Annotated in this window: 23 protein-coding genes; 9 read left to right on the top strand and 14 right to left on the bottom strand. The window is 73.6% G+C overall.

Annotation, left to right across the window (positions count from 1 at the left end):
• Nucleotides 1–25: 25 nt before the first annotated feature.
• The 6 genes from ACIBW6_RS28185 to ACIBW6_RS28160 all read right to left on the bottom strand — a co-directional run bounded on the left by ACIBW6_RS28185 (nt 26) and on the right by ACIBW6_RS28160 (nt 8,261).
• Entirely contained in the window at nt 26–1,126 is a 1,101-nt protein-coding gene (locus ACIBW6_RS28185; RefSeq protein WP_399064376.1) for a calcium:proton antiporter, read from the bottom strand.
• 152 nt (nt 1,127–1,278) lie between these two features.
• Nucleotides 1,279–2,268: a TerC family protein gene (locus ACIBW6_RS28180; RefSeq protein WP_399064374.1), complete on the bottom strand. Its 990-nt coding sequence runs from the start codon at nt 2,266–2,268 to the stop codon at nt 1,279–1,281.
• A gap of 231 nt (nt 2,269–2,499) precedes the next feature.
• Nucleotides 2,500–4,398 carry a TerD family protein gene (locus ACIBW6_RS28175; RefSeq protein ID WP_399064372.1) on the bottom strand — a complete coding sequence of 633 codons (1,899 nt, stop codon included), beginning with the start codon at nt 4,396–4,398 and terminating at the stop codon, nt 2,500–2,502.
• An 11-nt stretch (nt 4,399–4,409) separates the two neighbouring features.
• On the bottom strand, nt 4,410–4,976 hold the full coding sequence (locus ACIBW6_RS28170) for a TerD family protein (RefSeq protein ID WP_399064565.1): 567 nt from the start codon (nt 4,974–4,976) through the stop codon (nt 4,410–4,412).
• A gap of 231 nt (nt 4,977–5,207) precedes the next feature.
• Complete coding sequence (gene uvrB / locus ACIBW6_RS28165) at nt 5,208–7,352, bottom strand: excinuclease ABC subunit UvrB (RefSeq protein ID WP_399064370.1); 2,145 nt, start codon at nt 7,350–7,352, stop codon at nt 5,208–5,210.
• Between the two features lie 60 nt (nt 7,353–7,412).
• Entirely contained in the window at nt 7,413–8,261 is an 849-nt protein-coding gene (locus ACIBW6_RS28160) for an MHYT domain-containing protein (protein WP_399064368.1), read from the bottom strand.
• Between the two features lie 271 nt (nt 8,262–8,532).
• On the opposite strand from ACIBW6_RS28160, the gene ACIBW6_RS28155 reads away from it, so the two are divergent.
• From ACIBW6_RS28155 to ACIBW6_RS28145, 3 genes are all read left to right on the top strand, one after another.
• Nucleotides 8,533–9,408, top strand: a complete 876-nt coding sequence (locus ACIBW6_RS28155) for a glycerophosphodiester phosphodiesterase (protein ID WP_399064366.1) — start codon at nt 8,533–8,535, stop codon at nt 9,406–9,408.
• A gap of 45 nt (nt 9,409–9,453) precedes the next feature.
• The gene (locus ACIBW6_RS28150; RefSeq protein WP_399064364.1) at nt 9,454–10,047 is read left to right on the top strand and encodes a methylated-DNA--[protein]-cysteine S-methyltransferase; all 594 of its coding nucleotides are present in this window, start codon (nt 9,454–9,456) and stop codon (nt 10,045–10,047) included.
• 197 nt (nt 10,048–10,244) lie between these two features.
• A complete protein-coding gene (locus ACIBW6_RS28145; RefSeq protein WP_399064362.1) occupies nt 10,245–11,459 on the top strand; it encodes an MFS transporter in 1,215 nt (404 codons plus the stop codon).
• 39 nt (nt 11,460–11,498) lie between these two features.
• On the opposite strand, the gene ACIBW6_RS28140 is transcribed toward ACIBW6_RS28145, so the two are convergent.
• Nucleotides 11,499–11,873, bottom strand: a complete 375-nt coding sequence (locus tag ACIBW6_RS28140; protein ID WP_399064360.1) for a cupin domain-containing protein — start codon at nt 11,871–11,873, stop codon at nt 11,499–11,501.
• 98 nt (nt 11,874–11,971) lie between these two features.
• Complete coding sequence (locus ACIBW6_RS28135) at nt 11,972–12,772, bottom strand: methyltransferase domain-containing protein (RefSeq protein WP_399064359.1); 801 nt, start codon at nt 12,770–12,772, stop codon at nt 11,972–11,974.
• Between the two features lie 216 nt (nt 12,773–12,988).
• Here ACIBW6_RS28135 and ACIBW6_RS28130 point away from each other — a divergent pair, with 216 nt between their 5' ends.
• Nucleotides 12,989–14,116: a magnesium and cobalt transport protein CorA gene (locus tag ACIBW6_RS28130; RefSeq protein WP_399064563.1), complete on the top strand. Its 1,128-nt coding sequence runs from the start codon at nt 12,989–12,991 to the stop codon at nt 14,114–14,116.
• 21 nt (nt 14,117–14,137) lie between these two features.
• Here the strand turns inward: ACIBW6_RS28130 and ACIBW6_RS28125 are convergent, their stop codons facing one another.
• Nucleotides 14,138–14,773, bottom strand: coding sequence for a uridine kinase (locus ACIBW6_RS28125; RefSeq protein WP_399064357.1), 636 nt, complete (start codon nt 14,771–14,773; stop codon nt 14,138–14,140).
• Between the two features lie 125 nt (nt 14,774–14,898).
• On the opposite strand from ACIBW6_RS28125, the gene ACIBW6_RS28120 reads away from it, so the two are divergent.
• The gene (locus ACIBW6_RS28120) at nt 14,899–15,384 is read left to right on the top strand and encodes a DUF1772 domain-containing protein (RefSeq protein WP_399064355.1); all 486 of its coding nucleotides are present in this window, start codon (nt 14,899–14,901) and stop codon (nt 15,382–15,384) included.
• A gap of 103 nt (nt 15,385–15,487) precedes the next feature.
• Nucleotides 15,488–16,978 (top strand): glutamate synthase subunit beta, encoded by a 1,491-nt coding sequence (locus tag ACIBW6_RS28115; protein WP_399064353.1) that lies wholly within the window; start codon nt 15,488–15,490, stop codon nt 16,976–16,978.
• 45 nt (nt 16,979–17,023) lie between these two features.
• Here the strand turns inward: ACIBW6_RS28115 and ACIBW6_RS28110 are convergent, their stop codons facing one another.
• Nucleotides 17,024–17,296, bottom strand: a complete 273-nt coding sequence (locus tag ACIBW6_RS28110) for a DUF397 domain-containing protein (RefSeq protein WP_399064352.1) — start codon at nt 17,294–17,296, stop codon at nt 17,024–17,026.
• On the bottom strand, nt 17,297–18,166 hold the full coding sequence (locus tag ACIBW6_RS28105; protein ID WP_399064350.1) for a helix-turn-helix domain-containing protein: 870 nt from the start codon (nt 18,164–18,166) through the stop codon (nt 17,297–17,299).
• Between the two features lie 359 nt (nt 18,167–18,525).
• On the opposite strand from ACIBW6_RS28105, the gene ACIBW6_RS28100 reads away from it, so the two are divergent.
• Together ACIBW6_RS28100 and ACIBW6_RS28095 are read left to right on the top strand one after the other, a co-directional pair.
• A complete protein-coding gene (locus tag ACIBW6_RS28100) occupies nt 18,526–18,927 on the top strand; it encodes an ATP-binding protein (RefSeq protein WP_399064348.1) in 402 nt (133 codons plus the stop codon).
• A 60-nt stretch (nt 18,928–18,987) separates the two neighbouring features.
• Nucleotides 18,988–19,428, top strand: a complete 441-nt coding sequence (locus tag ACIBW6_RS28095; protein ID WP_399064346.1) for a hypothetical protein — start codon at nt 18,988–18,990, stop codon at nt 19,426–19,428.
• 76 nt (nt 19,429–19,504) lie between these two features.
• On the opposite strand, the gene ACIBW6_RS28090 is transcribed toward ACIBW6_RS28095, so the two are convergent.
• Together ACIBW6_RS28090 and ACIBW6_RS28085 are read right to left on the bottom strand one after the other, a co-directional pair.
• A complete protein-coding gene (locus tag ACIBW6_RS28090) occupies nt 19,505–19,687 on the bottom strand; it encodes a hypothetical protein (protein ID WP_399064344.1) in 183 nt (60 codons plus the stop codon).
• A gap of 158 nt (nt 19,688–19,845) precedes the next feature.
• Nucleotides 19,846–20,535: a DUF899 domain-containing protein gene (locus ACIBW6_RS28085; RefSeq protein ID WP_399064342.1), complete on the bottom strand. Its 690-nt coding sequence runs from the start codon at nt 20,533–20,535 to the stop codon at nt 19,846–19,848.
• A 264-nt stretch (nt 20,536–20,799) separates the two neighbouring features.
• Here ACIBW6_RS28085 and ACIBW6_RS28080 point away from each other — a divergent pair, with 264 nt between their 5' ends.
• Nucleotides 20,800–21,645: a trypsin-like serine peptidase gene (locus ACIBW6_RS28080; protein WP_399064340.1), complete on the top strand. Its 846-nt coding sequence runs from the start codon at nt 20,800–20,802 to the stop codon at nt 21,643–21,645.
• 145 nt (nt 21,646–21,790) lie between these two features.
• On the opposite strand, the gene ACIBW6_RS28075 is transcribed toward ACIBW6_RS28080, so the two are convergent.
• Nucleotides 21,791–23,566, bottom strand: coding sequence for an FUSC family protein (locus ACIBW6_RS28075; RefSeq protein WP_399064338.1), 1,776 nt, complete (start codon nt 23,564–23,566; stop codon nt 21,791–21,793).
• Nucleotides 23,567–23,701: the final 135 nt, after the last annotated feature.

Genomic DNA, 23,701 nt, shown 5'->3' with positions numbered 1-23,701 from the left:
CGCGGCCCGGACCCGGAGGCCCCGCTCAGGGGGTCACGGCGAGCTCCACGTAGGCGGCGAGGATCACCAGGTGCACGCCGCCCTGGAGAGGTGTGGCCCGGCCGGGGACGACGGTCAGCGTGGTGACCACCATGGTCAGCGCGAGCAGCACCATGTGCGTGGCGCCGAGCCCGAGGACGAGGGGTCCCGACAGCCAGAACGAGGCGATGGCGACGGCCGGCACGGTGAGCCCGATGCTCGCCATCGCGGAGCCGAGCGCGAGGTTGAGGCTGGTCTGCACGCGGTCGCGGCGGGCCGCGCGGAGCGCCGCGATGGTCTCCGGGAGCAGCACGAGCAGCGCGATGATCACGCCGACGACGGCCTGCGGCATGCCCGCCGCGTCCACCCCGTGCTCGATCGTCTTCGACACGCCCTTGGCGAGGCCGACGACGGCGATCAGGGCGAGGGCGAGCAGGCCGAGGCTGATCAGGGCGGTGCGGGTGCTGGGCACGTCGGCGTGGTCGTCGGCGTCGATGACCTCGCCGTGCTTGGTGATCGGCAGGAAGTAGTCGCGGTGGCGCACGGTCTGCGTGGCGACGAAGAGTCCGTACAGGACCAGGGCGGCGACGGCCGAGAAGACCAGCTGGGAGGTGGAGAACTCCGGGCCGAGCTTGCTGGTGGTGAAGGTCGGCAGCACCAGGCAGAGCGTCGCGAGGGTGGCGACCGTGGCGAGCGCCCCGCCGGTGCCCTCCGACTGGAAGATCGCGACGCCGTGCCGCAGCGCGGCCGAGAGCAGGCTGATGCCGACGATGCCGTTGCAGGTGATCATGACGGCGGCGAAGACGGTGTCCCGGGCGAGCGTGGAGCTCTTGGCGCCGCCGTCGGCCATCAGGGTGACGATGAGCGCGACCTCGATGATGGTGACGGCGACGGCGAGCACCAGGGAGCCGAAGGGTTCGCCGACGCGGTGGGCGATGACCTCGGCGTGGTGCACGGCCGCGAGGACGGAGCCCGCGAGGAAGACGGAGACGACGGCGACCAGGACACCCGGCAGGTCGCGCCCCCAGGTGAGGGCGAGCAGGACGACGGCCAGCACCGGGACGAGGACGGTCCACCGCACGGCCTGGGCCCGGAGTCTGGTGATCATGCCTTCGATGGTGCCCGGGGCGGTGTGGGGCCGCGACTCCGGCGGCCGTCGCCCAGGGCGTGCCCCGGGGCGTGACCAGACGCCGGAGGGCGTGTGCGGCACGAGGCCGCGCACGCCCTCCGGCGCTGGACGCTCCCGCGTCCGACGGGTTGTCAGACGTCGATACGGTCCTTGCCGGCCGCCTCGGCCGCGTCCCGCTCGGCCTGCTTCTTGGAGGCGATGAGGCTGGTGATCGTGGTGACGATCAGGACGCCGCAGATCACGGCGAGGGAGACCGGGATGGAGATCTCCGGTACGTGCACCCCGTTCTCGTGCAGCGCGTGCAGGACCAGCTTCACGCCGATGAAGCCGAGGATCACCGACAGGCCGTAGCTGAGGTGGACCAGCTTCTTGAGCAGGCCGCCGATGAGGAAGTACAGCTGGCGCAGGCCCATCAGGGCGAACGCGTTGGCCGTGAAGACGATGTACGGGTCCTGGGTGAGGCCGAAGATCGCGGGGATCGAGTCCATCGCGAAGAGCACGTCGGTCATGCCGATGGCGAGCATGACGACCAGGAGCGGCGTCATGATCTTCTTGCCGTTCTCCCGGATGAACAGCTTCGTGCCGTGGTACCGGTCGGCGACACCGAATTTGTGCTCGATGGACTTCAGGAGGCGGTTCTCCTCGAACTCCTCCTCCTCGTCGTCGGACATCGCCTCCTGGACGAGCTTCCAGGCGGTGTAGATGAGGAAGGCGCCGAAGATGTAGAAGACCCACGAGAAGTTGGCGATGACGGCGGCGCCCGCCGCGATGAAGATCGCCCGCAGCACGAGGGCGATGAGCACGCCGAACAGCAGCACGCGCTGCTGAAGGTGGGTCGGGACCGAGAACTTCGCCATGATCAGGATGAAGACGAAGAGGTTGTCGACGCTGAGCGATTTCTCGGTGATGAAGCCCGCGAAGAACTCGCCGCCCGCCTGGCTGCTGCCCCAGATGGTCACGCCGATCCCGAAGAGCACGGCGAGCGCGATCCAGACGACGGTCCAGACCCCGGCTTCCTTGATGGATACGTCGTGGGGCTTGCGCCCGATGAAGAAGTCGACCGCGATCAGGGCGCACAGACCAAGAATGGTCAGCACCCACAGGGTCATCGATACGTCCACTGCGCCTCCGGCGTCGTACGGCTACTGATCAGCGTCGTCGCTGCCGGAGGTCTCTTCCACCCGGGCGCCTGCGCGCTCCGGGCCGGCGCCCCGGGATCGCCGGCCGTCGGGCCGGTCATCCGTATTGACGGGAACGCCGCGTACGGGAGTACTCCCCTCCGCGTCAAGAAGAGTACTCGAAAGACCCATGAAAGGTAAAGGGTTAGGTAAAGGGATGCTCAAATGGGCAGGTCAGAGCCGCCTTTCCTGGCGGGCTCTGGCCACCTCGTCGAGCACCCGGCGCACCACCTCGCTGCCGGGCGGGACCGTCGGCGGCTCGTACGTCCACGCGTGCCCCACCCAGGGGTCGGCCAGGTGGTCGTCGGGCAGCGGGGTGAGCCGCAGCAGCGCCCGCCACAGGGGGTCGAGCAGCGGCCCGTACTCGGCGGCGTCGGCCCGGTCCGCGACGAGGAGCAGGTGCACGCCGACCCGCGGCCCCTCGTCCGCGAGGTAGCGCAGCCGGGTCAGAGCGCGGTCGTCGAAGCCGTGCGGGAAGTCGTGCACGACCAGCAGCTGCTCGGCCGGGTCCAGGTCGGCGGGCAGGGCGTCGGCCACCCCGGCCCGCACCGCCATCTGCACGAGGTCGACCCGCTCCGTCAGCCGGGTCAGCGTCTCGGCGACGCCGGAGGCCCCCCGCGCCACCGGGCTCGCGAGCACCCCGGCCCCGGCGAGCGGGGCGAAGGCGGCCGCAGCGGTGCCCGCCGGGTCCAGGACGTGCACGCTGAACTCGCCCGCCGGATAGACCGCGAGCAGCCGGGCCGCCAGCTCGGCCGCGGTGTGCGCGGCCCGGGCGCGCACCACATCGGCGTCCGTGAGGGCGTCGGTGGTGCCCGCGTCGATCCACAGGCCCCGCTCCAGCGGCAGCCGCACCAGCATGGGCACGCGCAGGCCGACGCTCTCGCTCTCGGGCAGCCGCAGGTCGCCCAGGCGGACGGCCATGGGGATCTCCATGGGGCTGCGGTAGGCATGCCAGCACGGGTTGTCCCAGTCCGCGTAGGCCGCGGGGAGCGCCGGCTCGACGACTTCGGACTCGGCGACCAGCTGGGCCAGGTCCCGGTCGATGGCCTCCCGCGCCCGGTCGACGAGGGCCGCGTGCCGGGCGGCGGCGGCCTCGCGGGCGGCGTCCGCGGCGCCCCCTAGGCGGCTGCGCGGATCGGCGAGCGCCCGGTCCAGCTCCTGCTCCATGCGGGAGTCCGCGAAGTCGACGGCGCTGCGGTAGGCGGCCGTCGTGCGGGCCAGGTCCTCGAACATGCCCCACACCTGGTTGTAGAGGCGCTCCTCCATGCTCCAGCCGGTCGCGTCGCCCGCGACGGGGACGGCGGGGCGGCCCGGCTCGGCGGCTGCCGCCGCCGGGGCGGCGGGCGGCGCCGCACCGCGGCCCGGGTGCCTGTAGTCGACGGGGCCCGCCGGGCCGCCGCCGCCCGCGGCCGGCGCCGCGGGCGTGGCTCCGGACCGGCCGGCCGCGGTGTGCCCGGCCGGGGCGGCGGCCCGGACCTGGGCCTCGCCGGACGGCCGGGGCGGGGCGGCCACCGTGCGGGTCAGGCCCCGGGCGACGGCGTCGTGGACGGCCCCGGCCAGCTCCCGGGCGTCGGGCAGGCCCTGGTCGGCGAAGAGGGCGGCCAGCCCGTCCGCGTACCCCTGGCCGACGGCGCGCACCTTCCAGGCGTCTCCCCTGCGGTACAGCTCCAGGGCGGTGACCGCCGACTCCGTGTCGAGGTCGGTGATGGTGTAGCTGGCCAGCTCGGTGCCGTCGAGACCGGTGACCGCGACGAAGGGGGCGGCGACCGCGCCGAACCGGGTGGGACCGCCGGTGCCGGCCGGCAGGGCGAGCAGCACGGTGACGCGGTGCACGTCCGCGGGCATCGCGTCCAGGTCGACGGCGAGCCGGTGGTCGGCGGCGGCCTGGCGTGGCACCTCCAGGCCGGGCAGCGCGGGCGCGCCCGGGTGCGCGACGCGTCCGGGGCCGCGCACGGTGCCCCGGTCGTCGGCGAGCGTGGCGCCCGCGACGACCGGGCGGCCCGCCGACACCCGGATCTCCAGGCGGGTCCGGGCCAGCGGGTGGTTCTGGCCCCGCACCAGTTCGGCCGGCATCGCGCGCTCCGCTACAGGCCGGGCAGGATCGCGGGCATCAGGTCCTGGAACGTGCGGCCGTTGGCCGCCGCGCCCAGGGCCGTCATCTTCCAGCCCGCGCCGTCGCGGTGCACCTTGGCCATGATCTGCGCCGTGTACTGGCCGCCGCCGTCGAGCGTGTAACGGGCCAGCTCCTGGCCTGTCGTCTCGTCGACCAGGCGGCAGAACGCGTTCTGCACCTCCTGGAAGGTCTGGCCCGTGAAGGAGTTGACCGTGAAGACGATCTGGTCGATGTGGACCGGGACGCGCGACAGGTCGACGAGGATCGCCTCGTCGTCGCCGCCCTGGCCGGCCCCGCCCACCAGGTTGTCGCCGGTGTGCCGCACCGAGCCGTCGTCGCTGACGAGGTGGCGGAAGAAGACCACGTCCACGGGCTGCTTGTCGGCGAAGAGGACCGCGGACGCGTCGAGGTCGATCTCGCGCGTCCGGGTGCCGAACAGGCCGCGCCGCGGCGCGGCCTGCCAGCCGAGGCCCATGCGGACGGCGGTGAGCGTGCCGCCGCCCCGCTTCTCCAGACTAATGGCCTGACCCTTGGTCAGGCTGATGCCGGGCCCTTTTGACAAACCGGAAGAACCGGCGGAATCGGCCGTCACGTGCTGCCCCTCTCGAGCGTCCCCTGCTGCCGCGCCTCGCGCGCGGTTGGGGCAAACCCTAGGGGGCGGCACCGACAACGCCACCACCGCGGGCGGGTTTTTGTGGCGGTCCTGCGACACTCCGCCCGCTCCGCGGCCCCTCCGCAGTCCCGCCCGGCCCTGACCGGCCGCGACCGGTCAGGCGATACCGGCCTCCCGCATCTGCCGCAGCTCCTTCTTCATCTCGGACACCTCGTCGCGCAGCCGTGCGGCGATCTCGAACTGGAGGTCCGCCGCCGCGGCCCGCATCCGCTCGGTCAGCGCCTCGATCTCCTCGGAGAGCTCGGCGGCGGGACGGTCGGTGACGGCGGTGGCGGTGGGTTCCGCCGCCTTGCCGCGCTTCTTCTTGCCGGTGTCGGCCGTGCCGAGCGCGGGGACGGGGGCCTTGGCACCCTTCCCGTCCTTGCCGCCCTTGCGGTAGCCGGTGCCGAGCAGCTCCTCCGTGTCGACGTCCTCGCGCGCGATGGACGCCACGATGTCGTTGATCTTCTTGCGGAGCGGCTGCGGGTCGATGCCGTTCGCCTTGTTGTACGCGACCTGCTTCTCGCGGCGCCGGTTGGTCTCGTCGATGGCCTTCTCCATCGCCGGGGTGATCTTGTCGGCGTACATGTGGACCTGGCCCGACACGTTACGAGCCGCGCGGCCGATGGTCTGGATCAGCGAGGTGCCGGAGCGCAGGAAGCCCTCCTTGTCGGCGTCGAGGATCGCCACCAGGGAGACCTCGGGCAGGTCGAGTCCCTCGCGCAGGAGGTTGATGCCGACCAGGACGTCGTACTCGCCCGCGCGCAGCTCGCGCAGCAGCTCGACGCGGCGCAGGGTGTCCACGTCGCTGTGGAGGTAGCGCACGTGGATGCCGAGCTCCAGGAAGTAGTCCGTGAGGTCCTCGGCCATCTTCTTGGTGAGCGTGGTGACCAGGACCCGCTCGTCCTTCTCGGTCCGCGTGCGGATCTCGTGCACCAGGTCGTCGATCTGGCCCTCGGTGGGCTTGACCACGACCTCCGGGTCGACGAGGCCGGTGGGGCGGATGATCTGCTCGACGTAGCCGTCGCCGCGCGCCAGCTCGTAGTTGCCGGGCGTCGCCGACAGGTAGACGGTCTGGCCGATGCGCTCCTGGAACTCCTCCCACTTCAGCGGGCGGTTGTCGAGCGCGGACGGCAGCCGGAAACCGTGGTCCACGAGGGTGCGCTTGCGGGAGGCGTCGCCCTCGTACATGGCGCCGATCTGCGGCACGGTGACGTGCGACTCGTCGATGACCAGCAGGAAGTCGTCCGGGAAGTAGTCCAGGAGGGTGTTCGGCGGGGAGCCGGGCTCGCGGCCGTCGAAGTGCATCGAGTAGTTCTCCACGCCGGAGCAGGAGCCGATCTGGCGGAGCATCTCGATGTCGTACGTGGTGCGCATCCGCAGCCGCTGCGCCTCCAGCATCTTGCCCTGCTTCTCCAGGGTGGTGAGCCGCTCGGCCAGCTCCTTCTCGATGTCGTTCACCGCGCGCTCCAGGCGCTCGGGGCCTGCCACGTAGTGCGAGGCGGGGAAGACGTAGAGCGAGTCGTCGTCGCTGATCACCTCGCCGGTGAGCGGGTGCAGCGTGGAGAGCCGCTCGATCTCGTCGCCGAACATCTCGATGCGGACCGCGAGCTCCTCGTAGACCGGGAAGATCTCGATGGTGTCGCCGCGGACCCGGAAGGTGCCGCGCTGGAACGCCAGGTCGTTGCGCGTGTACTGGATGTCGACGAAGCGGCGCAGCAGCTCGTCCCGGTCGAACTCGGCCCCGACCTTCAGGGGGACCATGCGGTCGACGTACTCCTGCGGCGTGCCCAGGCCGTAGATGCACGAGACGGAGGCGACCACCACGACGTCCCGGCGGGTCAGCAGCGAGTTCGTCGCGGAGTGGCGCAGGCGCTCCACCTCCTCGTTGATCGAGGAGTCCTTCTCGATGTAGGTGTCCGACTGCGGGACGTACGCCTCGGGCTGGTAGTAGTCGTAGTACGAGACGAAGTACTCCACCGCGTTGTTCGGCAGCAGTTCCCGGAACTCGTTCGCCAGCTGGGCGGCCAGCGTCTTGTTCGGCGCCATCACCAGGGTGGGGCGCTGGAGCTTCTCGATCATCCACGCCGTGGTGGCGGACTTGCCGGTGCCGGTGGCGCCGAGCAGGACGACGTCCTTCTCGCCTGCGCGCACGCGCTTGTCCAGCTCGGCGATGGCCGCGGGCTGGTCACCGCTGGGCTGGTACGGGCTGACAACCTCGAAGGGTGCCACCGTGCGTTCGATCTTGGATACGGGCCGCATGGATTCCACCGTACGACCCCCCACTGACAACCGGGTCCGATCCGCCTCCGGGCGGCTGCGTCACCAGCCCTGCGGGGTGCGCGGCGCGGACCGGTCGGGGGCGCGGCGGGGCCGTGGGACACCGGCGCGGGAGCGGCCCTCGCGCTCCGCCTCCAGGGCGTCCCGCCAGTCGGGCCGGCCCATGACCATCAGCGGGTCGAACATGACGACCACGCCGGCCAGGAGCAGGAAGCACAGGGGGCCGATCATCATCGGGGCGAGGATGCCGGCGGCCGAGTCGCCTCCGGGGTTGCCGGCGCCGGCGCCGTGCGTGCGGACGCTGACGGCCGCCATGCCCATGTAGTGCATGCCGGAGACGGCCAGGCCCATGATCAGGCTCGCGCCGAGGCTCCACATGATGCCGCGGATCTGCACGGCCGCCCACAGTGCGGCGGTGGCGGCCGCCATGGCGATCACCACGGAGGCGCCCACCAGGAAGGTGTTGTACTCGATCGTCCCGTGCAGCCGCATCCCGGCCATGCCCAGGTAGTGCATCGACGCGACGCCGAGGCCGGTGATGGTGCCGCCGGTGAACAGGGCGGGGCCGGTCGCCCCCTTGTAGCCGACGATGAAGACGCCGATGCCGACCATGACGATGGCGACGCCGAGGCTGGCGAACGTCAGTGCCTTGTCGTAGTGGATCGGCACGCCCTCGACGCTGAAGCCCATCATCGCGATGAAGTGCATCGTCCATATGCCCGAGCCGATCGCCGCGGAGCCGAGCGCCAGCCAGCCGGCCCGCCAGGTGTCGGCCACGAGGAGCGACCTGGTGGTGCACCGCAGACCGAGGGCGCCACCGAGGCAGGCCATGAAGTACGCCACCAATGGCGTAACCAGCCCATAACTGAAGCCGTCGACCGTCCCTCGCATGCGCCGCAGCCCTTCCGCCTGTGTCCTGCCCGAGATGTCTTGCTCGTTCCCGTGCCAACGACCACTGGGGCGGCCGCGGTTGAAGCTGAGATTAAAGCGCACACGAGAACGTCCGACCGATTTTCCGGCAAAGAAAGTCCGGCATCGAAGGCGGGGTCGGCAGCGGACGCCCCACTCCGTTCGACGGATGACCAACCTTCGCCTGTGTTCGGTCGCCCGTTGCCTGTCAGTGTCGTGCCGTCCGTGATCTCACGACGCACGAGGAGCAGACGTGTACGTACGCGCAGCAGCCGCACTCGCCTCGGTGACGGGCTCCGTCGTCATCGGTGTCCTGGTCCTGCCCACCGCCGCCCAGGCCGCCGGCAAGCACGGCGGCCCCGTGGTCATCGCCCATCGCGGCGCCTCCGCCTACGCCCCGGAGAACACCCTGGAGGCCATCGACGAGGCCGACGACCTGGACGCCACCTGGGTCGAGAACGACGTGCAGCGCACGAAGGACGGCGCGCTGGTCATCATCCACGACACGACCCTGAACCGGACCACGAACGTGGAGGAGCTCTACCCCGACCGCGCCCCCTGGAACGTGCGGGACTTCACAGCGCGGGAGATCGCCAAGCTGGACGCCGGCAGCTGGAAGGGCGAGGAGTTCACGGGAGAGCGGGTGCCGACCCTGCACGAGTACCTGCGGCGCGTCGACCACAACCACCAGAAGCTGCTCATGGAGATCAAGTCGCCCGAGCTGTACCCGGGCATTGAGGCGCAGATCCTGCGCCAGCTCCGCAAGGACGGCTGGCTGCGGTACGACCACGTCACGCGGCGGCTGGTCGTGCAGAGCTTCAGCGCGGACAGCATGCGGACCATGCACGAGCTGCGTCCCGACATCAAGACCGGCTTTCTGGGCACCCCCGCCGTCACCGATCTGCCCGAGTACGCGGCTTTCGTCGACCAGATCAACCCCAGCAACACGACGATCTCCGCGGACTACGTGCGCGCGGTCCACGCCGTGCGCGGTGCCCACAAGGAGCCCCTTGAGGTCAACACCTGGACGGTGAACGATGCGGCCACCGCCCAGCGGGTGGCCGCCCTCGGCGTCGACGGGATCATCACCAACGCGCCGGACGTGGTGCGCGAGGCCGTCGAGGACTGACCGCGGGCGGGGGCGTTGTCAGTGCCCCGCTCTACGGTGGTCGCCATGGACGCGAGGGATGCCGTGAGGCAGGACGAGAGCGCGGCCGGGGCCGCCCCGGGCGCGCCGCGGCGGGTCGTGTGGACCGTCGTGGCCTGCGACATCGGGCCGCTGCTGCTCGCCGCGACCGGCGAGGGCCTGGTGACCGTGGCCTTCCACGCCACGGACGCGGTGCGGGCCGAGGTGCTCGGCCGGCTCGGCTCCCGGTTCGGGACCGCACCGGCCGAGGCGCCGCACGACCCCGTGCTCGCGGAGGCGGCCCGCCAGCTCGCGGAGTACTTCGCCGGGCGGCGGCGCGACTTCGCGCTGCCGCTCGACTGGTCGCTGAGCGCCGGGTTCAACCGGGAGGTGCTCCGCGAGCTGGCGACCGGGGTGCCGTACGGGACGGTGGTGGGGTACGGGGAGCTGGCGCGCCGCGTCGGCCTGCCCCGGGCCGCGCAGGCGGTGGGCGCCGCGATGGGGTCCAATCCCCTGCCCGTGGTCGTGGCCTGCCACCGGGTGGTGGAGCGGGACGGGGGGATCGGCGGGTTCGGGGGCGGCCTGGAGACCAAGCGGAAGCTGCTCGCGCTGGAGGGGGTGTTGCCCGAGCCGCTGTTCTGAGAGAGTCCCGGGGACGGGGGCGCTCGGGGAGCGCGGGTTCGAGTCGGGGGGTGCGGGTGCGTCCGTACGGAGGCGTGTTCGGCCGGCTCCGGAGCGCGGGACCGGGTGCGCGGCGGCCTGTCCGGGCCGTGCAGGCCGTGCAGGCCGTGCAGGCCGCGGACGGAGACCGAGCGGCCCGGGACCCTGGGGATCTCGCGGTGCTCCAGCGGCGGACGCAGCGTGTTCTCGTCGCCTCTCAGATCCTCGGTGGGCTCGGGACGGCCACCGGGATCGCGCTGGCCGCCGTGCTCGCCAAGAAGGTCAGCGGGGACGAGGCGCTGTCCGGGCTCGCGTCCACCGCCAGTGTCGCCGGGACCGCGGTCCTCTCGATCCCGCTGGCAGCGTTGATGAACGCGCGCGGGCGGCGGGCCGGGCTCGTCCTCGCCTACCTGATCGGCGCGCTCGGCGCCACCGTGACCGTGCTGGCCGCCGCGGCCGGGAGCTTCCCGCTGCTGCTCGCCGGGCTCGCCGGCTTCGGCGCCGCCTCCTCCGCCAACCTCCAGGCCCGGTACGCCGCCGCCGACCTGGCCGCCCCCGACCGGCGGGCCCGGTCGATCTCCACCGTCGTGTGGGCCACCACCGTCGGCGCGGTACTCGGGCCGAACATCGCCGCGCCCGCGGGCCGCAGCGTCGCCGGCCTCGGGATACCCGAGGAGTCCGGCCCCTTCGTCTGGGCGGCGGGCGTCTTCCTGGTCGCCGCGGCCGTCGTCCACGTGATGCTGCGCCCCGACCCGCTGCTGACCGCGCGGGCACTGGCGCCCGCCGCGGAGCGCACCCGTGCGGCGCGCTCCCTGAAGGCGGGATTCGCCGCCGTGTCCGCGTCGCCGCGGGCCCGGCTCGCGCTGGTGACGGTCGCCGTGTCGCACACCGCGATGGTCTCCGTGATGTCGATGACGCCGGTGGACCTGGAGCACCACGGCGCGGGCATCGAGCTGATCGGGCTCGTCATCAGCGGGCACATCGCCGGGATGTACGCCTTCTCGCCGGTGATGGGGCGGCTCGCGGACCGGTTCGGGCGGCTGACGGTCATCGGCCTCGCGGTGGGGCTGCTCGCCTGCGCGACGCTGCTGGCCGGGACCGCGGGCGGCAGCCACGCGCAGAGCGCCGCGGGCCTGTTCGTGCTGGGGCTCGGCTGGTCGGCGGGGCTCGTCGCGGGCTCCGCGCTGCTGACCGACTCGGTGCCGGGCCCGGCCCGGGCCGCGGCGCAGGGTCTTTCGGATCTGACGACGAGCCTGTCGGCGGGGGTCGGCGGCGCCGCGGCGGGCCTGGTGGTGGCGACCGCGAGCTACGCGTGGCTGAACCTGGTGGCGGCCTGCCTGCTGGTACCGCTCGGCGCCTTCGCCGTGTTCACCCGGCGGACCCGGGCCGCGTAGGAGGAAGGGGCCCCGCGGGCCGGGTCGCGCGCGGGAGTATCAGTCCAGCGTCAGGTGGTAGGCCTTGCGGAGCGTCTCGTGGACCGTCCACGTCGTGCGGTCGCCCGCCCGGAGCACGGCCGCCGTGCCGGGCGCCAGGTGCAGGGTGGGGCCGTCCTCGACCGCCACGGTGGCGCGGCCGCTGACGACCACGAACAGCTCGTCCGCCTCGGTGTCGGTGACGACGCCCGGCGTGATCTGCCAGACGCCGCGCACCTGCTTGCCGTCGGCGGACTCCCACAGCACGGCGCCGGTGACGACCGGGGAGCCCGAGACGATCTGGGCCGGGTCGAGCGGCTCCGGTACCAGCGCGACGTCCGCGACGGGTACGGCGAAGGAGGCGGCCGGGGCGGCGGGCTGTTCGTTCGAGGTCATGGTCGGTGACCCTAGATGACCTGCGCCGTCCGTCTCACTGGACGGCCCGTATCGTGTGCGCGGCCCCGACTGGACGGCTCGTCGAGGAGCGCGCGCCCTCACGGCTTGCGGCCCCACGCCGAGATCAGCGGCGCCGTCGCCAGGTCCATCGACCCCTCCGCGAGGTTGGCCAGGTGCTGGTCGATCTCCGCGTCCGTGGCGAGGCCCGCGGTGACCAGGCCGGCGCGGATCTGTTCCACGGTGGCCCGCTCCAGCGCCGTACAGGCCGGGGAGGTCAGCGGGAAGTAGGCGTCCGCCTCGACCTGGTCGAGCCCCGCCTCGCGCAGCAGGCGCGGGAGCCTGCGGCCGTAGGAGAGGTCGGCGCCGCGCTCCTTGAGCAGGGCGCGGAAGCCGTGGCGCAGCCGGTTGGCCAGCTCCTGCGCGGGGCCGTGCTCGTCGGGGCAGAGCAGCGGCTGCAGGGCCGGGTCGGCGTCCTCGATGAGGAGGTGGCCGCCGGGGCGCAGGGCGCGGACCATGGAGCGCAACGCCCGCTCCCGGTCCGGGACATGGACCAGGACGAGCCGCGCGTGCACCAGGTCGAAGCGCTCGTCCGGCGGTTCGTCGGCGCCGACGTCGTGCCGGCGCACCTCCACCGGGGCCGGGGGCGCGGTGTCCTGCCAGGACGTGTCGATGTCGGTGGCGAGGACCCGGCCGGCCGGGCCGACCGTGCGCGCCAGCCAGGAGACGACGGAGGTGCCACCGGCCCCGACCTCCCAGCAGCGCCATCCGGGACCGGTGCCGAGCCGCTCCAGGTGCCGGAACGTCGGCGGGTCGAAGAGGGTGGCGAAGGCGTCGAACCGCTCCCCCGCCTCGGGCTGTCGGTTGTCGAGGAGGTAGCCGGGCCGGTCGGGTCGGGTCATGGGGCCGATCATCCCAGCCGCCGCCGGTGGGCCGGGAGCGCGCCCCGCCCGCCGTCCGGGCGGCGCCCGCCCGGGTGTCGGCGGCGGCTGGCAGACTGGCGGGTCACGCCGGCCTCGCGGCAGGCCGGCGGCCAGGTGCGAGGCCGTCCACGGACGGCCGGGACCACGAACACGTACGAGCACGACACGCACGAGAACGGGCGCGAGGAGCCGAGCATGTCGATGGCGGGCAACCTGCGGAAGGTCGGCGGCCTGCGCGGGGTGGGCGGGCTGCGGAAGGTCGCGCGGCTGGCGCGGCGGCGGACCCGGGTCGATCTGAGCCACCCCGCGCGCTCCCCGCTGGGGTCGGCGGTGGTGAACTGCGTGACGTACCGCGACGGGGTGCGCGAGCGCGGCGGCCGCGATCTCGTCGAGGCGGTGCGCGCGGTGCGCAAGGCGGACGACGGGTTCGTCTGGCTGGGCCTGCACGAGCCCTCGGAGCTGGAGTTCGCGGACGTCGCGGACCTGTTCGACCTGCATCCGCTGGCGGTGGAGGACGCGGTCCACGCGCATCAGCGGCCCAAGGTCGAGCGGTACGGGCAGACGCTGTTCGCCGTGTTCAAGACGGTCTGTTACGTCGAGCACGCGGAGCTGACCGCGACCAGTGAGATCGTCGACACCGGCGAGATCATGGTCTTCGTCGGCCGGGACTTCGTGATCACGGTGCGGCACGGGCGGCACGGCTCGCTCGGCCCCGTGCGGGAGGGCCTGGAGGCGGCGCCCGAGCAGTTGGCCAAGGGGCCGGCGGCCGTGCTGCACGCGATCGCGGACGGCGTGGTCGACGACTATCTGACGGTGATCGACGAGGTCCAGTCGGACATCGACGAGGTCGAGGCCGACGTGTTCGCGCCGAACGGGGCCCGGACCGACCCGGGCCGCATCTACCAGCTCAAGCGCGAACTGCTGGAGCTGAAGCGGGCGGTGGCCCCGCTGGCCCGGCCCGTGATGGAGCTGGCCGGGCGGCCCTTCCCCGTCGTCCCGCCCGAGATACAGGCGTACTTCCGTGACGTGTCGGACCACCTGCTGCGGGCGGCCGAGCAGATAGCGGCCTTCGACGAACTGCTGAACTCGATCCTCCAGGCCCACCTCGCGCAGGTGACCGTCGCGCAGAACGAGGACATGCGCAAGATCACGGCGTGGGCCGCGATCGTCGCCGTGCCGACGATGGGCTGCGGGGTCTACGGCATGAACTTCGACCACATGCCGGAGCTGCACTGGCGGTTCGGGTATCCGCTGATGGTCGCCGTCATCGCGGTGATCTGTGTCGGCGTCTACCGGGGGTTCAAGCGCAACGGCTGGCTGTGAGCCGGGCGGGCCGCGCCCCGGTCACCGCCGCGACCAGGCGGGGTGGCGCGGATCGTCCGCGCGGACGACGACGTCGGCGTGGGCGGCCGGGCCGGTCTCCCGCTCGTAGCGGGCGAAGACCGGCAGGGTCCAGCGCTCCGCCTCGGGTGTCCGGCGGCGCAGCGCGCCCGGGGTCAGCCCCACGTGGACCGCCAGGTCGAACGGGAACCAGTGGTTGAAGAGGAACGGCCCGTGCAGCAACAGCGCCCCGCCGCGCGGGAGTTCCACGTACGGGCTGCGGGTGGCGCGGTCCGTGGCCGGGTCCCACAGGTCCGGCAGGACGCGGCCGGTGCCGTCCGGTTCGAGGGGTCCGAACACCTCGCGCCAGAGCGCTTTGGTGTCGAACCAGCCGCTGTAGTACGACTCCTCATCCTGGCGCCCGAACTCGTAGCGCAGCGAGGCCGGGCGCAGGAAGCCGTCCGTGCCGACCGTCAGGGAGGGCCGGCCGCGCTCCCGCAGGGCCGCGGCGACGCGGGCGGCCAGCTCGCCGGGGCGGGCGGCCGGGGCGCCGTCGAAGGCGACCCGCGGCCAGGGGCCGCCGTCGGCCGGGGCGAGGTCGAGCAGCCGCTCGGCGAGGGCGTCGCCGAGCCTTTCCCAGGTGATCGCTTGGAGTCGCACCCCTCCATGATGCCGGGCGGCGCGGGCGTCCCCGCTGCACGGGCCGCCCGCGACCGCCCGGGGAAAGCGCTGCCCTTCCGCGCCGTTGTGCGGGATGATCCCCGCATGAGGCCCGGAGGGTGGGAATGATCGAGGGACCCTATTACGTGCTCGTCGTGCTGGGCGCGCTGTGGTGCGGCGTGTCCGCGGGGGTGTTCGTCGCCTTCTCCACGTTCGTGCTGCGCGGGCTTTCCGCGCTCCCCGCCGAGCGGGGCATCGCGGCGATGAACGCGATCAACGTCGCGGCGCTGAACCCGGCGTTCATGGTGGTCTTCCTCGGCGCCGCCCTGCTGTGCGCGGTGATCGCCGTCGTCACGTTCGTCCTGTGGCCCGACGAGGGCACGGCGGAGCTGCTCGTCGGCTGCGCCCTGTACCTCGTGGGCGCGTTCGGGGTGACGGTCCTGGCGAACATCCCGCGCAACGAGGCGCTGGCCCGGCTGGCGGGGGACGAGGCCACCGCGAGCAGCGCCGCATACTGGCGTACGTATCTGCGCACCTGGGGGCGGTGGAACCACCTGCGGGGCGCGGCGGCGCTCGCCGCCTCCGCCTGCTTCGTGCTGGCCCTGACCTAGGGTCTGTCCGCGAGGAGCTGGACGTGCACACGCCGTCCGGCGCGCACCCCGCCGCCCACCGGACGTATCGTGGCAAAAAGGTCCGCGGCGTAGGGAGACGGCCATGGCCGACCCCAAGGGCTTTCTCACCACGCCCCGGCGGGAGGCGCCCCGCCGCCCGGTCGGGGAGCGGGTCGCCGACTGGGACGAGGTGTACGTCCCCGGCGGGCTGCTGCCGATCGTGAGCGCGCAGGCCGACCGGTGCATGGACTGCGGCATTCCGTTCTGCCACGAGGCGTGTCCGCTGGGGAACCTGATCCCCGAGTGGAACGAGCTGGTGACGCGGGACGACTGGCGGGCCGCGAGCGAGCGGCTGCACGCCACGAACAACTTCCCGGAGTTCACCGGCCGGCTCTGCCCGGCCCCGTGCGAGGCGGGCTGCGTCCTCGCGATCAACCAGCCGGCCGTCACCATCAAGAACGTCGAGGTGGCCATCGCCGACCGGGCCTGGCAGGACGGGCTCGTGCCCGCGCGGCCGCCCGACCGGCTGAGCGGGTGGCGGGTCGCCGTCGTCGGTTCGGGGCCCGCGGGGCTCGCGGCGGCGCAGCAGCTGGCCCGGGCCGGGCACACGGTGGCCGTGTACGAGCGCGCGGACCTGCCGGGCGGGCTGCTCCGGTACGGGATCCCGGCGTTCAAGATGGAGAAGCGCCACCTGGAGCGCAGGCTCGGCCAGTTGGAGGACGAGGGCGTGCGGTTCCGTACGTCGGTGGAGGTCGGGCGGGAGCTGCCCGTCGCCGAGCTGCGGGCCCGGTACGACGCCGTGGTGCTGGCCGTCGGGGCGACCGCGTGGCGCGATCTCGACGTGCCGGGCCGCGAGCTGGCCGGGGTCCACCAGGCGATGGAGTACCTGCCGCCGGCCGACCGGGTCTGCGCGGGCGACCTCGACGTCTCCCCGCTGAGCGCGGCGGGCCGGCACGTCGTCATCGTCGGCGGCGGGGACACCGGGGCCGACTGCCTGGGCACGGCGGTCCGCGAGGGGGCGCTGTCCGTGACGCAGCTGGACATCTACGGCAAGCCGGGCGACCTGCGCGACGAGGCGGCCGACCCCTGGCCGACGTACCCCCGGCTCTACCGGCTCTCCGCCGCGCACGAGGAGGCGGCGGCCCTGCGCACGGCGCCCGCCGCCGACGCGGACGCGCGGCTCTTCGCGGCGTCGACGCTGCGGCTGACCGGGGACGCGCACGGGCACGTACGGGAACTGCACCTGGTGGAGGTGGACGCGGCGCGGCGGCCGCGGGCGGGCTCGGAGCGGGTGCTCCGCGCGGATCTGGTGCTGCTCGCGCTCGGTTTCACCGGGCCCGAGCGTCCGGCCGGCGGCCTCGTCGACCAGCTGGGCCTCGACGTCACCGAGCGGGGCGCGCTGGTGCGGGACGCGGAGTTCGGCGCGGGGGTGCCGGGGGTGTTCGTGGCCGGGGACGCGGGGCGGGGGCAGTCGCTCGTGGTGTGGGCGATCGCGGAGGGGCGGGCCGCCGCCGCGGCGGTGGACCGGTGGCTGACCGGGAGCACGCAGTTGCCGGCCCCGATCGGAGCCCACGACCGGCCCCTTGCCCCCTGAGTCCCCGCGGGTGACGGCCGCTCCCCCGTCCGCGGGGGCCGCGGGTCACGACAGCAGGAAGTCCGCGGCCCCCGACTTGGCGCCTTCGATGAACGCGGTGATCTCGCCCGGCGTGTAGATCAGGGCGGGTCCGTCCGGGTCCGAGGACTGGCGGACCGCGACCCGGCCGTCGGCGAGCTTCATGGCTTCGAGGCAGTTGCCCCCGTTGCCGCCGCTCCACGGCTTGTGCCAGCCGTCGGTGCCGAGGTCGCGCGCGGGCATGCCGTTGTAGACCGGCTCCCCGTCGACGCCCCGTATCCGGTCCTTGATCCGGTCCATTCACAGCTCCTTGCGGAGATCGCGGAGGATCTCCTTTGTGCGTTGTGCCGTCGCGGCCTGCGCCGCCATGCGGTCCATGACCTCCAGGTGGGTGGCCACCTCGGGGCGCGCGTCCAGGTAGACGGCGCCGGTCAGGTACTCGCTGTAGACCATGTCCGGCAGTTCTGACATGGCAAACCGGAACAGGACGAAGGGGCCGAACGTGCCCGGGTGCGGGCCCGTGGCGAACTCGGCGACCTGGAGCGTCACGTTCGGCCGCTCCATCACGTCGAGCAGCCGGTCGATCTGGCCGCGCATCACGTCCGCGCCGCCGACGGGACGGCGCAGCGCGGTCTCGTCCATGACCACCCACAGCCGGGGCGCGTCCTCCCGGGTGAGCAGGGCCTGGCGGCGCAGGCGCAGCGCGACGTGCCGCTCGACCAGCTCCGGGTCCTCGGCGAGCGCGCGTCCTATGGCCCCGGAGGCGAGCACGCCGCGCGCGTACTCCTCGGTCTGGAGCAGACCCGGCACGAAGTGCGGCTCGTAGGAGCGGATGAGGGCCGCGGCGCCCTCCAGGCTCACGTACATGGAGAACCAGCCGGGCAGGATGTCGTGGAACCGCTGCCACCAGCCCGGCTTGTTCGCGTCCTCCGCGAGCTGCACGAAGGCGTCGGCCTCGGCCGCGGTGACCCCGTAGGACTTCAGCAGCAGCTGGAGGTAGGGGATCTTGAGGCTCACCTCCGCGGTCTCCATGCGGCGCACGGTCGCGGCGGTCACTCTGAGTACTTTCGCGGCGTCCTCGCGCTTGAGTCCGGCACTCTCGCGCAGGTCCTGGAGGCGCCGGCCGAGCACGACCTGGCCGACCGTCGGCGCGGACCGCGGTTCGCTCACGCCCCTTACCTCCCAGTGGTCGAGTCCCGAAGTGCAGCCGCGGATGGAGGTCCGGAGCAGTCGTCCACCGGCCTGTTCCCCGCGGTTCACCCGCAAGGGGCGCCGCGCGACGTGCTGTTGCGAGCAGTGTGCCATGTCCGCTCCGTACGGCACACTGCACTCTGCACTTTCCAGAGTGGCTCTTGCCAAGTGTTCACGACGGGGAGATAGTGGCAACCGTGACTCCGTCCGCGCCTTTAGGAACAGAAGCCGACGAAGCTACGCTCAGTGACCTTTCGGGTACCCCAGCGGTCTCCGCGGCACGGCGCAGCAGCTTCGAGCTGGCTCCCCACCCGGGCTCCGCCGCACAGGCCCGGCGCATGACACGTGCCCACCTCACCGGCTGGGGGGCGTGCGAGGACACCTGCGACGCGGCGGCACTGGTCGTCTCCGAGCTGGTCACGAACGCGATCGTGCACACCGCCAGCAGACGCATCCACTGCGAGCTGCACGAGCTGTGCGACGACGCCGGGGAGCGCGTGCGGATAGCGGTGCGCGACGAGGGCTGCGTCCCCGGCGACCCGCGGACGGCGGGCCGGATCGCACCCGAGGAGGAGCACGGCAGAGGCCTCCTGCTGGTGGCGGCCGTCTCCACCGCCTGGGGCGCCCAGGAGACCGGCCCCGGACTGCTCGTCTGGGCGGAACTGCCGCGGGACGCGCGGGCGGTGACGGTCCCCGGCCCCGTGCCGGACACCTCCGCCGCGACCGGCTGGACCTGGTGAGCGGCGCCCGCCCCGGCCGGGCGGGCGAGGAACGACGACGATCGTGCTGAGCGGGAACGGATGGGCGTGGTGACGACGCGGACGATGCAGCTGGACTCGCTGGTCGGGCTCGCCCGGCGGCGGCACGCCCCCGGCCCGGCCGCCCCCGTGCGGCTGAGCGTGCCGGACGGCATGACCGCACCGCTGGGCTGCGACGCGGTGGCGGTACCGGAGGCCTTCGCCCGCGCGATGACCCGGCGCCTGCCGCACATGGGATGCGTGTACGCGGACGGGGCGCACTGGTGGTGGCTCGTCCCCTCGGACTCCGACGTCGCGCTGGAGTGGCCCGCCCCCGCGCGCTACACGGCGGGCACCCTGGTGCCGGACGCCGGGCGCGCCCCCGACCTGATCCACTGCCCGGACAGCGCGGTGCCGTACACCCCGCCGATCCCGCTGTACCTCGCGCTCTGCCGGGTGACCGGGACGACCCCGGCCTGGTCCCGGAGGATCGGCGCGTCCTGACCCGGCCGCCGCCCGCCGCCTGACCGGCTTCCCGGCGGGGTGGCCCGGGCGGCGCGGACAGGGGGCCGGTCCGGGGTCACCCGGCGGGCCGGCCGACCGCCTCGCGCACGATCACCAGGAACGCGTCCGTGGCGAGGTCCATGACCACCTCGGCCTGCTGTCCCTCCTCGCGGCGCAGTCGCGCGAACTCCTCGGCGGGCCAGGAGCCGCGGGGACCGCCGGCCGGAAAACGCTGGAGCACCACTCGTCCATTGATCATCTTCTGTCCCTGCCCCCGTCGATCGTGCCGGTCACGGCGCCGCGATCGGCGCTGTAAGAGGGAGAACGCTGACAGGACGGTGAAGGACGCGCGTCGTGACCCGATTGACACACGGTCGGGACAGGCTCGCACCGCGCCGGAGCGCGCGGCGGACGGATTCAGTCGGCGTACTCGTCGTGGTAGCGCAGGCGGGGGCTGCCCGCGGGCGCGCCGAGCGCGGAGGCGCGGCCCGCCGGTTTCTCCCACTCCTCCTGTCGGCCGAGGGCGGTCAGGTCCAGGAGGTTGGTGGTGAACCCGATGTTGTCGAGGCCGCGGTCGAACGTCGAGTAGGTGTGGAAGACGCGCTCCCCCTCCCGCAGGAAGCAGCTGAGGGCGGGGCGCTCCTGCGGGCCCTCGTCGCTGTCGACCGTCGCGCCGAAGTCCTGGTTGAAGTCGCTCAGGTACGAGGAGTACCAGGGCACCGTCCACCCCATCCGGGCCTTGAACGGCAGGATCTTGGTGAAAGGCGCGCGGGAGACCGCCGCGAACGCCGTGCCCCGGGCCCGCAGATGGGCCAGGTGCCCGATCTGGTCGAGGAACGCCGAGCAGCTGCGGCAGCCCGCGTCCCAGTCCGGCGCGAACATGAAGTGGTAGACGACGAGCTGGGCGCGGCCCTCGAACAGGTCGAGCAGCTCGGCCTTGCCGTCGGGGCCCTCGAAGACGTACGCCGTGTCGACCTCGACCATGGGCAGCTCGCGCCGCCTGCTGTTCAGCGCGTCGCGCGCCCGGGTCGCCGCCTTCTCCAGGGCGAGCAGCTCCGCGCGGGCGGCGCGCCACTCCTCGCGCGTGACCGCAGTGGGCAGGCCCATGGTTCCTCCTCGGGTCGGGTCCGTCGCAGGGGTGACCGGGAGCGGCGCCGGAACTCATCGCTCCTCGCGCGGAAAGCCGGAGAAAAATTCTCCGGGTCGCGGACGATCCCCTCCCTGGTGCGGCCCGAACCGGCGTGGCGGGGCGTCCCGTTCGCTGAGGAGGCCCTGTTGTCCGCTGAGCCGTACGCCATCACAATGCTCATGCCAAACATGGCGCATGCCCCACCCGGTGCACCACCCCAGCACGGGAGAGGAACCCCCCACATGAAGAGAACCCTCGTCGGCACGCTTCTCGCCGGCCTGCTCTGCGCGGCGACCGCCGTCCCCGCCACGGCGCTCGGGACCGCGGACGCGCCGTCCGCGGTCAGGGCCACCGCGGCCGTGGACTTCGCCGGCACGGTCTCGCTCAGCAACTGCTCCGGCTCCGTCGTGCGGGTCCCGGGCTCCCAGCCCACCGACCCCGCGCTCGTCCTGTCCAACGGCCACTGCCTGGAGTCCGGTTTCCCCGGCCCCGGCGAGGTCGTCGTCGACCAGCCCTCGTCCCGCACCTTCGGGCTGCTCAACTCGGCGGGCAGCAAGGTCGCGACGCTGCGCGCGAGCAAGGTCGCGTACGGCACGATGACCGACACGGACGTCTCGCTCTACGAACTCACCACCACCTACCAGCGGATCGAGAGCACGTACGGCATCAAGGCCCTGGAGCTCTCGGCGGCCCGCCCGGCGCAGGGCACCGCTATCAGCGTGGTCTCCGGCTACTGGAAGCGGATCTACAACTGCTCGGTCGACGGTTTCGCCTACCGCCTCAAGGAAGGCTCCTGGACCTGGAAGGACTCGGTCCGCTACACCTCCGCCTGCCAGACCATCGGCGGCACCTCCGGCTCCCCGGTGCTCGACCGGACGACGAAGAAGGTCGTCGCGGTCAACAACACCGGTAACGAGGACGGGGGCCGGTGCACGGACAACAACCCGTGCGAGGTGGACCAGAACGGGACCGTGACGGTGCGCCAGGGCATCAACTACGCGCAGCAGACGTACGGGATCGTCCCCTGCATCGGCGTCGGCAACAAACTCGACCTCTACGCCACGGGCTGCGCCCTGCCCAAGCCGTAACCCCGCCCAGCACACCGGGGACCCGCACGCCGGCCCCGTCAGGGGCGCGGGAACTGCGCGACCAGCCACGACGACGCGGCAGTCGGCAGTCACCCGCGCCCCCACGGCGCTGCCCCGCCGGCCCCGCCCCCATACCCCGGCGGTCCTACGCCGCGAGCTCCGCCAGCAACCCCCCGATCCGCTCGGCGTCCCGTACGGGTACCCGTCCCGTGTCATCCACCTCCACCGCACACGCGGTGACCGCGTCCACCAACCGCTCCAGCACCACCGTGACGCCCCGCGCACCGTCGGAGTACCGCGCCAGCACGGGCAGTTCGACCGCGGCCAGCTCCACCGCGGCCCGCGCCTCCGCCAGCGTCCGGTACGCCTCCCGCCGCAGCGCCCACCGCCCGGCCCGGTCCGTGTCCCCGCTCAGCACGTGCCGTACGTACACCTGCGCGGCCTCGCGGGCGAGGGCCAGCCGCACCCGCACCGCGCCGCCCCGGTGCGCCCCCGGCCACGGCAGGTGCCCGGCGACGAGCACGAGGCCGCAGGCGAGCAGCGTCTCGGTGATGCGGCTCCACGCGGCGCCGGGTTCGCCGCCGACGCCCACCAGGCAGAGCACCAGCACGGTGACCACGGCGGTCTGCGCGGCGAAGTGCCGCGTCGCGACGGGGATGAGCGCCCCGCACACCGCCACGAGCGCGACCAGGCCGAACGGCCGGGGCAGGACCGCGGCGAGCCCGGCGAAGAGCAGCGCCCCGGCGACCGTCCCGGCGGCGCGGCACAGCACCCGCGAGGCCAGCGGCCCGAGATCGGGCTTGACGAGGAAGACGGCGGTGGCGGGCAGCCAGTACCAGTGCACGGGCTGGAGGGCCTGCGCGACCGCCGCGCTCGCGCCGAACGAGAGCCCGACCCGCACCCCGTACTCGCGTCCGGCCGGTCCCGTCGTCCTGCGCAGCGCGGCGGCGGGCGAGCGACGCGGCCGGGCCGCGCGCCCGGCGCCGCTCCCCCGGTCGAACACCTCCGCGGCCCGCAACAGCGCCTCGTCCAGCGCCCGCAGCCCCGCGCCGAGCCGGGCCGGCGCGGGCAGCGGCCCGGCCGGGGCCCCGCACCGCACGGCGGCGGCGAGCCTGCGCGGCCCCTCGGCGGCCCGCGCGGGCACCGGCTTCCCCGCCCAGGCCAGCGCGGTGGCGGCCTCGGCGAGCGGCAGCGCGGCGCCGTAGCGGGCCCGCAGCTCCCGGGTCCCCGCCGCGCGGCCGCGCAGGGCGTCCTGCGCCTGGTCGAGGGCGGCGGTGAGGGCGGCGCGGCGCGCCCGCGCGTCCGGCCCGCCCGTGGCGTCCAGCAGCGCGGCGACCGCGTCGTACACGGCGGCGACCGCGGCCCGCTCCCCGTCGTACAGATGGCCGCGCAGCCGTCCGGGCCGCTTCCCGCGGGCCGGCGAGGGCAGCGCGATCCGCAGCACGATCAGCCATGCGGCGCCGCTCGCGAACAGCAGGCCGCGCTGCCAGCCCGCCTCCGGCAGCGGCATCCCGGCGCCGACGGCCACCGTCACGAGCAGCTGGGTCCCGGCCGCGGAGGCGACGGGCCCGACGGCGCTGAGCGCCCCGCCGATCAGCCCGAGCCCGGCGAAGACGGCGACGAGCACGAACCCGCCGCCCGCGAGGGACGTGCCGAGGACCATCCCGAGAGCGCCGGCGAGGGCGGGCCCGCCGAGCCGCGACAGGGCGGCACGCCGGGTGCCCGGCCGGTCGTTGACCCCGGCGAGCATGGCGCCGAGGGCGAGCAGCACCCCGCCGGAGGGCCGTCCGGCCGCCACCGCGAGCAGCAGCAGCGGTCCCGCGGCGAGCGCGCCCCGCACGACGGCGGGCCAGGGGACGGGGGCGCGCTGGGCGCGCAGGGCGTGGCCGAGCCAGGGCGGGAGGCGGTGCGGGCGGATCATGGGGGTGCGCGGGCTCCTGTCGTACGAGGACGCGGTGGCGCCGGACGACATCGGCCAGCTGGTGACTGGTGCGTCCAGCGTACGGGAGGGAGCGGCAGGGGAGGCAACGCGCGTGTTGCCACGATGTGACACTTG

Origin of the sequence: Streptomyces sp. NPDC049813 (assembly GCF_044465085.1) — a bacterium.
In the GTDB taxonomy this organism is placed as follows: Bacteria; Actinomycetota; Actinomycetes; order Streptomycetales; family Streptomycetaceae; genus Streptomyces.
The sequence above is the reverse complement of the archived record's forward strand: the minus strand, read 5'-3'. Positions and strand labels throughout refer to the sequence as shown.

Bases quoted from the DNA above. Each gene is read 5' to 3' on its own strand.
- ACIBW6_RS28085 (WP_399064342.1), bottom strand. From the start codon at position 20,535: ATGGGCCTGCCCACTGCGGTCACGCGCGAGGAGTGGCGCGCCGCCCGC.
- ACIBW6_RS28140 (WP_399064360.1), bottom strand. From the start codon at position 11,873: ATGACCTCGAACGAACAGCCCGCCGCCCCGGCCGCCTCCTTCGCCGTA.
- ACIBW6_RS28075 (WP_399064338.1), bottom strand. From the start codon at position 23,566: ATGATCCGCCCGCACCGCCTCCCGCCCTGGCTCGGCCACGCCCTGCGC.
- ACIBW6_RS28100 (WP_399064348.1), top strand. From the start codon at position 18,526: ATGACACGTGCCCACCTCACCGGCTGGGGGGCGTGCGAGGACACCTGC.
- ACIBW6_RS28110 (WP_399064352.1), bottom strand. From the start codon at position 17,296: ATGGACCGGATCAAGGACCGGATACGGGGCGTCGACGGGGAGCCGGTC.
- ACIBW6_RS28120 (WP_399064355.1), top strand. From the start codon at position 14,899: ATGATCGAGGGACCCTATTACGTGCTCGTCGTGCTGGGCGCGCTGTGG.
- uvrB (WP_399064370.1), bottom strand. From the start codon at position 7,352: ATGCGGCCCGTATCCAAGATCGAACGCACGGTGGCACCCTTCGAGGTT.
- ACIBW6_RS28135 (WP_399064359.1), bottom strand. From the start codon at position 12,772: ATGACCCGACCCGACCGGCCCGGCTACCTCCTCGACAACCGACAGCCC.
- ACIBW6_RS28185 (WP_399064376.1), bottom strand. From the start codon at position 1,126: ATGATCACCAGACTCCGGGCCCAGGCCGTGCGGTGGACCGTCCTCGTC.
- ACIBW6_RS28130 (WP_399064563.1), top strand. From the start codon at position 12,989: ATGTCGATGGCGGGCAACCTGCGGAAGGTCGGCGGCCTGCGCGGGGTG.
- ACIBW6_RS28175 (WP_399064372.1), bottom strand. From the start codon at position 4,398: ATGCCGGCCGAACTGGTGCGGGGCCAGAACCACCCGCTGGCCCGGACC.
- ACIBW6_RS28115 (WP_399064353.1), top strand. From the start codon at position 15,488: ATGGCCGACCCCAAGGGCTTTCTCACCACGCCCCGGCGGGAGGCGCCC.
- ACIBW6_RS28160 (WP_399064368.1), bottom strand. From the start codon at position 8,261: ATGCGAGGGACGGTCGACGGCTTCAGTTATGGGCTGGTTACGCCATTG.
- ACIBW6_RS28080 (WP_399064340.1), top strand. From the start codon at position 20,800: ATGAAGAGAACCCTCGTCGGCACGCTTCTCGCCGGCCTGCTCTGCGCG.
- ACIBW6_RS28090 (WP_399064344.1), bottom strand. From the start codon at position 19,687: ATGATCAATGGACGAGTGGTGCTCCAGCGTTTTCCGGCCGGCGGTCCC.
- ACIBW6_RS28150 (WP_399064364.1), top strand. From the start codon at position 9,454: ATGGACGCGAGGGATGCCGTGAGGCAGGACGAGAGCGCGGCCGGGGCC.
- ACIBW6_RS28095 (WP_399064346.1), top strand. From the start codon at position 18,988: ATGGGCGTGGTGACGACGCGGACGATGCAGCTGGACTCGCTGGTCGGG.